1 protein-coding gene and 1 pseudogene are annotated in these 1,301 nt (G+C 38.9%); both read right to left on the reverse strand.

What is annotated here, in order from left to right; all coding sequences use genetic code 11:
• Positions 1–428: aminotransferase class I/II-fold pyridoxal phosphate-dependent enzyme (locus V5N63_RS00545; protein ID WP_332032111.1), on the reverse strand; the 428-nt coding region annotated here is incomplete at its 3' end.
• Between the two features lie 36 nt (positions 429–464).
• Positions 465–1,301: pseudogene (locus V5N63_RS00550) on the reverse strand (phospho-sugar mutase); the annotation flags it as partial.

A 1,301-nucleotide genomic window follows, 5' to 3' on the forward strand; every position in this document is an offset into this window, starting at 1 on the left:
ACTTCAATTTTTTCAGCGTGAGTCAAATAGGCATAATGGTTGTTGTTCCACGAAGGAATTGGATAAACAACTTTATCACCTTCATCAACAATCGTTTTGAAAGTAGCATAAATTAAAGGTCTGGAGCCGCCTGCCAATAAAATTTCATCTGCGGAATATTCAAGATTCCAGCGATTTTTTAAATCTTGGGAAACAGCTTTTCTCAGAGACAAAAGGCCGTTTGCCGGCGGATAATTGGTCAGGTTATTTTGGTAAGCCTTTTGAATTTCTTCTTTCAGTCTTGCGGGAATCGGGTAAATATTGGCATCCAAATCACCGATGGTAAGATTGGCGATCTCGGCGCCTTGCGTTTTCAGATCATTTACATGATTACCAATTTTAATAATTTCTGAACCGATAAGATTTTGGGCGAGTTTTGATACTTTCATATGATTTGCTCAATTAGTTAATTTAATTTTTGAGTTTTAAAGATTTAAATCTGCTTTTACCTGATTAATTTTCTGTTCTAAAACAACAAGCTTTTCACGGAAATCCTGCTCAGAAGCGATTGAATCCTTCACAGAAACATAAAATTTAATTTTCGGTTCTGTTCCGGAAGGTCTTACGCAGACTTTGGTTCCGTCTTGTGTGTAATAAATAAGTACGTTAGATTTGGGAATTCCGTCCATTACAGATTTTTTGCTGTCGGTAATATTCAGCGAAGTCTGATCCTGATAATCCCTAACTTCAACTACTTTGGAACCTGCAATTTCTGCCGGGGGATTTTCGCGGAAATCGGTCATCATCTGTTTTATTTCTTCAGCACCCGTTCTTCCTTTTCTTACCACGTTAATTAAACCTTCGTAGTACATGCCGATTTCTTTGTAAATATCGATCATATACTGGTACATCGTTTTTCCGTTTGCTTTGCACCAAGCTGCAATTTCGCAGGCCAACAGGATTGAGCCGCATGAATCTTTGTCGCGCACGAAATCTCCGGTCATAAAACCGAAACTTTCTTCCCCTCCACAAACGAATTTTTCCTGACCTTCGGCATCACGAATCATTTTACCGATCCACTTGAAACCTGTTAACCCGATTTTACATTCCACACCGAATTTTTCAGCGATATCAATGAAAATGTCAGAAGTTACAATCGTAGATCCAATAAATTCTTTACCGGTAATTTTCCCGGCTTTTTTCCACTGGTCCAAAATATAATAGGTTAGAATGGTATTGGTCTGGTTTCCGTTAAGCAACTGGATTTCACCTTCCAGATTTCTTACGGCAATTCCCAATCGGTCGCCATCCGGATCTGTTCC

It is taken from the genome of Kaistella sp. (assembly GCF_032060305.1).
GTDB lineage: Bacteria > Bacteroidota > Bacteroidia > Flavobacteriales > Weeksellaceae > Kaistella > Kaistella yananensis.